The sequence below is a fragment of the Chitinimonas sp. BJB300 genome, from assembly GCF_002735695.1.
Taxonomy (GTDB): Bacteria; Pseudomonadota; Gammaproteobacteria; order Burkholderiales; family Chitinimonadaceae; genus Chitinimonas.
Genome location: NZ_PDZH01000207.1, coordinates 1 through 4,637, shown reverse-complemented (window position 1 = coordinate 4,637; position 4,637 = coordinate 1). Strand labels below are relative to the sequence as shown.

The window sequence follows — 4,637 nt, the reverse complement described above, 5'->3', positions numbered from 1 at the left end:
TGCCTGAGCATCAAGACGCAGAAGAACCCATTCGCACTTTGCCGCAAGTTACTGATCAACGCCTCCCGCGCGGCTTATGATCAGTTACAGCTGCTTCTCGCAGCTACTGCGTAACATCAGTGAGTAATACGCATTGAGCTTGGTCCACCGCCCCTGGGTCTTGCGGGTACTGGCATCCACAGCAGCATCAGACGGTGCGCCCGACAAATCCAGATCGCCCGTTGCCACCGCCAATCGCCACAGGTTGAACCCAGCCAATCTCGAATCATTCACAAAATCGCCACCGATACTGAGTGTGACCACGTTCGAGCGCTTGTCTCGCAGTACACCCAAACGACTTTCGTCCTTGAATGCCTTACGCTCTACCCCCACGCCACCCCGAAAATTACTCCGCTGGGTGCGAATAAACGGGTAAGACAGATTGACGCTAGCAATGTTGGACTTCCCCTCCAATCCAGCAGCTTTGCCTACACCTTTCACTACGTCGTACGACAGTTGGCTATAACCGATACTGGCGCGCAGACCTGTTGACCCCATCCCAAACCCATATCCCAGGCGACCAAGATTGACTCCCTGACTGGTCGATATTTGTAGCGAGGCCTGATCCTTGAAACCAAAAGGGTCGTTGATATTGACCAGGGCATGTCCCTGTGCGCGTCCCGTACTTTCGCTGCCATAGTTATCTGCCCAGAGATAGCCTTCGAATCGCTTGCCTTCGTTCACATCGAGCTGAACACGCACGCTGCCTGGGTTCTCCCCTGCAAGCAGATTGCCTTTTGCACTAAGGCCGGGGACGTCATTGATTAGCAGTAACCCACGCTCCAAGGATGCTTCCTTCACCACGCTACCCGATGGCAGCGCAGCCTCTGCCATATCTAACCAAGTTTGAGCGGGACGACGACTCCCTGCAGATAAATTGACCATCCACCCCACAGGCTGACTAGGCGAACCATCAAGCCGGCCCTCTGCGATCACAATGTCAAGCTTTCCCGCCGTGACATCTTGTGAAGGCAAATAGGCACGAGCGAACATGTAGCCCTTTTTATGCAAAGTATCCGTAATCGAATTTACCAACGCTTGCAGGGCAGAAAAATCCAGCAGACGGCCAGTCACCTGCTGTAACACAGCTGATCGTTCAGCTGGGGAAAGCAGTTCCTGTCCGCCGCTAAAATGCACGCTATTCACCATTACCTTCACATCAGAAGTACTGGTGGATTTTGTAGTGGACGGCCTTGCATCAATCAAAGCAGGCGAAGGATGCGACGCACGCTCGGCTTCTGAACGTTGATGTTCTTGTTGACGTGTCAACGAACCCGCGTCAATGGCGGGAATTGCATCGGCAGCGATAGCTGAAAACGACCCGCCGGAAAGCAGAACAACAGAAACAAAAGTAGGAGTTGCCAAGCTAGGGGAACGCAGCAAGCGTTGACTTAGTCGCATGTAAACAGCCTTTGATTTAACACGTTATGTATGAGTCAAATTCACCGCATTCAATACAACGGTCAGACAAGCCAGCCCATCTCATCCCAACTCATCTGAGACATTTTTCTAGCTGGTGAATGTATGGAAAGCAAACTGAGGGCTTTGAAATCCCGCCATTGGGTATTCGCTGCAACACCACGCGTAATACAAGAAATTCAAATACAAAAAGCCCCAATCCAAAAGGATTTGGGCTAAGGGAAGAAACAGGTTCTGTCGCAATAAGGCGTGATGGGTGAGGGCTCTGTTGCAAAAAAACCGGGGGAGCACACGAAGGGGTGGTCTGGCCTTTTCAGGCAACCGCAATCACAGGGGTATCTAGCTGGCTCGTGACGTGTTCGATAGCTTCAGCCAGGGCATTGAGTCCCAGACCGAACGCCCGCTCCACCAGACGCACCTCACCCCGGATGCCGTCCTGGATCTGGAAAGCCCGGGCCTGCCGTTTCTTCAGCGCCCGCATCACCTCGAATCCCTTGAGGGTGGCATACGCGGTCTTCAGTGACTTGAAGCCCAACGTGGGCTTGATCAGGCGCTTGAGTTTGTCGTGATCGGCCTCGATGACATATAGAGGGTAGTGCGATCAACATGGACACCGCGTTCAGCCAGCATTTCCTGGCGTTCGCGGTAGCTGATGCCGTAGCGGCAATACCAGCGGACGACCCAGAGAATGATTTCTCCTTCGACGTGGCGCCATTTGAAGCCTGTGTTCATCGCCTTGCCCCCCAAGATGCTAGCTATCTGCATTGCAGAGACCGCCCCCTAAGTGGAGCGCCAGCACGATAATATTTTTTGCAACAGCGCCCGTTACGGCCAGCCGCTGGTGGCAGATTGTAAAAAGATTGCGAGGCAGCGATCAGGATGGTTTATCGCAAAGTGTGTCGTTATCGGTCTGCTTGGTAAGTATGCTGTTCAGCCGCGAGAAGAAACAGTTGTAGATGGCACCGTCATGAACTGTTGTGCTGCGAGCATCCCCATTGGTATCCCAGATGGTGACGTCAAAGCGTGTGCGTACCATCAAGGTGTTGTTGGTACTATTAGGCCGGATATAAACCAATGCCCGCATGCTTTCGTGGTCGGGCTTGCCGCTCAGTGGAATACCTTTGGACTTGAAGAGCGTGCGAATCGCGGCACGCCAGCGTACCCCCACCACCTTATGGCGTTCACCTTCCACTTTCTGCAGGTCCGGGTCTTTCTTGACCGGTTTGAAGCCCATTTGGCTCAATACCATTGCGCTGCCATTCATTATATCGAGGCTGTTTGCGATGCTGATGTGCCGATCTTGCACCTGGGCAAGCGCCCTGCGTTCGTCCTCTGTCAGGTCTACGGTTATCTGGCGCGAACTGACCCTAAAAAGCCGACCACCATCCCCCGTCACGCGCTCATTCGGGTTTTTGTGGGCACAGGCTGCGATCATGACTGCGAGTACAACGGTAGCAGGCAGCCGGATGTGCAAACGTTGCATGCTGGGTTTAGCCATGTGCAATATCTTGTCTGGCGCCTGTTTCATCTCCACCTCGCAGTCCTGATGTTGATTTGATGGAGTGTGGCATCCCTGAGGACTACGCTCCTAACAGGTTCTGACTCCCTCTCCATCATCCTGTTGCCTAGCCGTGCTGTTCAACGAGCGCCCGCTGCCTGTCGCTCAGCGGTGGTAAATAGCGTGTCCAATCCGTATTAGTAGCCTGCAAGGGTAAGTCGGGGTGGAATTGATGTATTTCCATCGCAAAGCGTTCACCCATTTGCGCCATGGCGCGCAGATTGCCGACGACAGCGCGTTGGGTTTGCGTTGCAATCGTTTTACGTGCTGACTCAACAAACCGTATGGCTTCAAGCAGCTGCACGGCAAGATCGGGGGCATCCACTTTCAGCAGGCAATGCCCCGCTTTGTCGTGTCCCAGAAGATTGGCAATACGCTCGTCCATACTGACGCCGATGGCAGGTACGCCGGCTTCCATGCTGGCGACAATGGCGTGGAAACGTGAGCTGATCATCAAATCGGCGTGGCGTAGCAAGCCCACGATGGCTGGCGGTGGGATATCGCCACTCACCACAATCGATGCAGGTTGCGCCAGACGTTGGGCAAAATCGTTGCAGGCCGGCCTATCCACTTTGTCCATGCCGATCACGATGATGCTGCCGTCGTGTGTCTGTTGCCATGCATTTGCCGCGCTAGCCAAGCCATCCAGATAGTGGTGATAGCGTTGCTGGATGGTTTCATCGCTGGGGTGGAAAAGAATGCTGCCAAAATGCAGCTCTTGATGAGCGCCTGTCTGCTGCATTTCGGCAGCTTTGGCCAGATCAGGCCGTACCGGCCACCAGAACGGGTTCATGGGGCACACTACCAGTACGGGCTCCGTATGAATGCCCATTTCAACCAATCGCTGCTGGGTGATTGCTTCAGGCTCGGCCTGGTAGGTCCAGGCGGTGTCTGCACCGTCAGCCACCCGCATTCCCATTGGTTTCAGCACGGCACTGGATTCGACATTTCGGCAAAGAATGAGCGGCTGTTCACCCAGGCTGGAGATAAACGCTTTCAGATCCGGCTCCATTCTCCCCGCTTCTGCCCCATAGCCTATTGCCAGTTTGCCCGCAGCGGCGGCCATGCCCAATGCGCCACCCATCATCGCTGACAGCATGCAGCAAAGATTGGACTTGAACATCGAGCCATCACAGGCGACTACTCCGTCGTAAAGATCAATCGTGCGCGCCAGGAACTCGGGGAAGTAGTCGTGCACTACCTCAAGCGCAATATCATCTTGTAGGTCGGGTGGGAGGGCATCACCGCTGACGACGAGTCCAATACGGACATTCTCGCGGCCCAGGATGGCACGCACCTGCCGAATCATTTCGGCAACACGGATATCTGCGCCGGTATTTCCCCCCCCGGCATAACCAACGAACAACAGCTTGAGTGGCTCACCCGGCGTACGGGGCTGCCTTGGTTTCGCCGCCGCGGCTTCAATCAGTGTCTGGAGCTGGCGGTAGAGCACCGGGTAGGCGGCATTGGCCGTCATGAACTCTTCAAGCAGTTTGGACATCAATCTTTTCCTCAATCAAATGAAATGCGTTGGTAGTGTGATGCAAGCGCCACGTGCGGATCGTGCGCGGTGGGCCGTCATAGGCCAGGGCTGCCGGGTGATTGCCGGCAACGGTGAGTG

The 4,637-nt window shown here is 54.8% G+C and carries 4 protein-coding genes and 1 pseudogene; all 5 read right to left on the bottom strand.

The genetic code is table 11. The features are described 5' to 3' along the window. Positions 1 to 84: 84 nt before the first annotated feature. Positions 85 to 1,440: a ShlB/FhaC/HecB family hemolysin secretion/activation protein gene (locus CSQ89_RS20090; RefSeq protein WP_099407791.1), complete on the bottom strand. Its 1,356-nt coding sequence runs from the start codon at positions 1,438 to 1,440 to the stop codon at positions 85 to 87. A gap of 331 nt (positions 1,441 to 1,771) precedes the next feature. Further along, entirely contained in the window at positions 1,772 to 1,993 is a 222-nt protein-coding gene (locus CSQ89_RS24000) for a hypothetical protein (protein WP_441302621.1), read from the bottom strand. 50 nt (positions 1,994 to 2,043) lie between these two features. Next, a pseudogene (locus tag CSQ89_RS23995) lies at positions 2,044 to 2,190 on the bottom strand (IS6 family transposase); the annotation flags it as partial. Between the two features lie 142 nt (positions 2,191 to 2,332). Further along, positions 2,333 to 2,956, bottom strand: coding sequence for a hypothetical protein (locus tag CSQ89_RS20080; RefSeq protein WP_099407790.1), 624 nt, complete (start codon positions 2,954 to 2,956; stop codon positions 2,333 to 2,335). Between the two features lie 127 nt (positions 2,957 to 3,083). After that, the gene (locus CSQ89_RS20075) at positions 3,084 to 4,517 is read right to left on the bottom strand and encodes a polysaccharide pyruvyl transferase family protein (RefSeq protein ID WP_099407789.1); all 1,434 of its coding nucleotides are present in this window, start codon (positions 4,515 to 4,517) and stop codon (positions 3,084 to 3,086) included. Positions 4,518 to 4,637 lie beyond the last annotated feature (120 nt).